Source organism: Vibrio sp. V43_P6S15P86, assembly GCF_009904725.1.
GTDB lineage: Bacteria > Pseudomonadota > Gammaproteobacteria > Enterobacterales > Vibrionaceae > Vibrio > Vibrio diabolicus.
This window is the reverse complement of sequence record NZ_WXWT01000102.1, coordinates 1-2,423: the sequence shown is the minus strand read 5'-3', so window position 1 is coordinate 2,423 and position 2,423 is coordinate 1. Positions and strand designations below refer to the sequence as shown.

5 protein-coding genes are annotated in these 2,423 nt (G+C 42.7%); 1 reads left to right on the top strand and 4 read right to left on the bottom strand.

What is annotated here, in order from left to right; genetic code table 11:
* Positions 1-101: 101 nt before the first annotated feature.
* Positions 102-296 carry a hypothetical protein gene (locus CAG69_RS04340; RefSeq protein ID WP_005392673.1) on the bottom strand — a complete coding sequence of 65 codons (195 nt, stop codon included), beginning with the start codon at positions 294-296 and terminating at the stop codon, positions 102-104.
* Between the two features lie 210 nt (positions 297-506).
* On the opposite strand from CAG69_RS04340, the gene CAG69_RS04335 reads away from it, so the two are divergent.
* Positions 507-1,301, top strand: a complete 795-nt coding sequence (locus tag CAG69_RS04335; RefSeq protein WP_161442898.1) for a phosphotransferase — start codon at positions 507-509, stop codon at positions 1,299-1,301.
* Here the strand turns inward: CAG69_RS04335 and nqrM are convergent.
* From nqrM to CAG69_RS04320, 3 genes are read right to left on the bottom strand one after another with little or no spacing between them, the layout of a single operon-like run.
* A complete protein-coding gene (gene nqrM / locus CAG69_RS04330; RefSeq protein ID WP_005392671.1) occupies positions 1,279-1,488 on the bottom strand; it encodes a (Na+)-NQR maturation NqrM in 210 nt (69 codons plus the stop codon). The genes CAG69_RS04335 and nqrM overlap by 23 nt on opposite strands.
* A gap of 1 nt (position 1,489) precedes the next feature.
* Positions 1,490-2,005, bottom strand: coding sequence for a NifB/NifX family molybdenum-iron cluster-binding protein (locus CAG69_RS04325; protein WP_161442895.1), 516 nt, complete (start codon positions 2,003-2,005; stop codon positions 1,490-1,492).
* The gene (locus tag CAG69_RS04320) at positions 2,002-2,292 is read right to left on the bottom strand and encodes a DUF134 domain-containing protein (protein WP_005392669.1); all 291 of its coding nucleotides are present in this window, start codon (positions 2,290-2,292) and stop codon (positions 2,002-2,004) included. Before CAG69_RS04320 ends, CAG69_RS04325 begins: the two co-directional genes overlap by 4 nt.
* Between the last annotated feature and the right edge of the window lie 131 nt (positions 2,293-2,423).

The following is a 2,423-nucleotide window of genomic DNA, read 5'->3' as shown; positions in this document are numbered from 1 at the left end:
GTCTGCCAAGGCAGTGCTCAACAAGGTTAATTCTCTACGATTCAAATCAATCAAATAAAAAAGCGCCCTCAAAATGAGGGCGCTTTTAGGTAAATTAAAATTTATTTATCGAGAGACAAACCGATCTGACTGATTTTATTTTCAAACTCTTCGATGCTGTTCGCTTTGTAAGTCGGAGCACCGTTAAAGTAGCGCGGTTTCTCTGGCAGCATCGCATTTTTCAGCTCTTGTTCTTGATCGACATTGTCATGATAAACCGTTACACGATTTGGAATATCCTGCTTTATTACAGCCATATTGGTTCTCCTTGTTTAAATCGAATATTAAGCGTAGAACGTGGTTAACGATGCGTAAAAGCCACTGTGTAAAATTTAGACACTAGCGACAATTTTATACTCAAACCATTGCATTATTTTGTTTCAATGTTCTCTTTAAGTATTCTTGGAGCACACACCTTTCGCGTTTAAGGTAAGTGAAGGTTCCACCATCAAAAGACAGGATGTCTCATGTCAAGGCAAGAGCTTAACCAGATGGGCAGTGCCAAAGTTTATCTGGTAGAAAAACACGGCATTTCATTCATTGAAAAACAGCAGGTAGAACAGGTTGAGGTCGCTTTTTATCAACACCAGGCTAAACCATTCAATGAATTTGGCATTCTTGTGCCTGAGCTCATTGATTACGATCACCAACAAAATACGTTACGAATCGAGTATATCCCGCACTCTGTCAATCAAGAATTCCTGCTTGAAGAGCCGCGCGTGATAGAACAACTAGCTAAAATACATAGACTATCTCCGACATCAAATGGTGTTTATCATCCTCATCAGTGGACACAACCTGCCACTTCCCAAGCTTTAAGCACGCTCAAACTAGACGCAAAAACAGAGCGGTTCTTCTATCAGCTACAAGAGCAATCCGGCCCGCTTTTCAACGCCAAAAATTTGATCTCTGGAGACACCAATGCCGGGAACTGGGGGCGACGAGATAATGGCGATTTGGTGCTGTTCGACTGGGAACGTTTTTCGACAGGGCATATCGCGATAGATTTAGCGCCACTAGTCAAGGGCATGGGCACATTCGAAGATTATCTTGCTGTGGCGCATACCTATACCAAGACGGCAAATCAAGGCGATGCGAGTAATTTAGCAAGAACGATTGCAATAGCTAAAACGTGGATGGTGGTAGAAGTGGTTAACATACTGGTCTCGAGACAGAACCCGCAGACCAGTAAATACATTGACTGGTTTAAGCAAACCTTACCGAAATGGGCAAAAGATCTTAGCGCTCAGATGACGAATTAGGTTCGGATATTTGATACAAACGTCTTTCAGGCTCGGCACAAGAGGTTTCACAATTGCACACCTTATCAACACCGACATTATTCAATCCGCCACAACTCCCTTGAATACGCTTGTTGTGGAAAATGACGCCAAGCGACATCAACAAAATGATTGCGAGAAAACCAAGAAAGGTAAATAACCAAACCATATTAACCTGCCTTATTAGCCATCGTCTTTAGCCTAAGTATAGCAGGGCGAGATGTCACTTTAAGTAGCCCTGCTGGTGCTTTCGGTCTTGCCAGCAAGGAGGGTTTGGATTTTTTGCCACCACAACCACAGGAACCGCAACCGCCTTTTGGCTTGTGAGCATTTTTCTTATGATTGTTTGAGGGACGACCTTGAGACGGCTCAATGAGAGGCTCTCTTGGAACCGCAAGTACATCTTCCAGTGAGCTACGGGTAGAAAGCCTGAATACTTGCGTGCCACTACGAAGTAATTTTTCTAGTGCGCGTTCACCGATATTTCGTACAAGTACAGCCTCCACATTATACTCTTGCAGAGACTGAATTAACTGAGACTTCGCATTGCAACCTGCTTGTGGCATCGAAGCAATGTTCGCTAAGTTTTTTAGCATGCCGTCAGTATCAGAATAAATAGCAATATATGGTGCCTTAACAAAGTGGTTTGCCACCCGCTCACCATCATTAGGAATAGCATAAATCATAAGTTTGACTCCTCATCCGGAAAAACTAATGCATGACCTTCAACTAAACTTTTTGCGACTTTCAATCTTGCACTTTTTACTGTGTTACCAAAAGTTTGTCTAGAGACGCCCATCTGTTCAGCAGCTTGCTGCTGGCTAAGACCCTCTAAATCGGCCAAACGCAGTGCTTCTAGCTCTTCTGGTAATATGGCGACTTGCTCCAACTGATGAAATGGCACGCCATTAGGTTTGAAACAATGGTGCGCAGCACGTCCGCATATTCGTCTTTCTATTTTTGGTCTTGCCATCATTATCCCTCGAAAACACAGGGTCAAATTACGCCTTAAATTGGCATATGCCAATAACATTTTTAGCATATGCCAATAAACTAAGTTTGCAAAAATCGACACGATAAATACGTAAGACATCAGGATTAATA

Coding starts and splice junctions, on each gene's coding strand:
- nqrM (WP_005392671.1), bottom strand. CDS start 1,488: ATGGTTTGGTTATTTACCTTTCTTGGTTTTCTCGCAATCATTTTGTTG.
- CAG69_RS04340 (WP_005392673.1), bottom strand. CDS start 296: ATGGCTGTAATAAAGCAGGATATTCCAAATCGTGTAACGGTTTATCAT.
- CAG69_RS04325 (WP_161442895.1), bottom strand. CDS start 2,005: ATGATTTATGCTATTCCTAATGATGGTGAGCGGGTGGCAAACCACTTT.
- CAG69_RS04320 (WP_005392669.1), bottom strand. CDS start 2,292: ATGGCAAGACCAAAAATAGAAAGACGAATATGCGGACGTGCTGCGCAC.
- CAG69_RS04335 (WP_161442898.1), top strand. CDS start 507: ATGTCAAGGCAAGAGCTTAACCAGATGGGCAGTGCCAAAGTTTATCTG.